Consider the following 383-nt stretch of genomic DNA (forward strand, 5'->3'; position numbering starts at 1 on the left):
TTATTATAAACTCTAATGAAAAAAATCAAAAAAATAATAAAAAAACAGTTTTTTAAATGTTTAAACAATTGAATAAAAAACTAAAAATTTAACAATCATTTTAAAAACTATTAAAATTAAAAGAAGCACTTATTATTGGTTAAAAATTCAAAACAAATAAAAATTAAAAAGAAGTTAACAAATTACAACAAAAACGCATTAAATCTTTATGTCAAATGCATGAATATTTCCTTAGGTCATCGAACAAAATTACTGATTTATATCAAAAAATCTTTAATGAAACCATCGCTAAGAAAAAAGTTTATCTCATCATGAAAGAAAAAGGGATTTGTTGTCGTTTAAGAAGCAAAAAAAATAAATATCATTATCAACAATTAAAATCT

At 19.3% G+C, this 383-nt stretch carries 1 pseudogene; it reads left to right on the forward strand.

The features are described 5' to 3' along the window. Positions 1–15: 15 nt before the first annotated feature. Positions 16–383 (forward strand): annotated as a pseudogene (locus RI68_RS04515) (IS3 family transposase); the annotation flags it as partial.

The organism is Vaccinium witches'-broom phytoplasma str. VAC (genome assembly GCF_000309405.1).
Classification (GTDB): Bacteria; Bacillota_I; Bacilli_A; order Acholeplasmatales; family Acholeplasmataceae; genus Phytoplasma.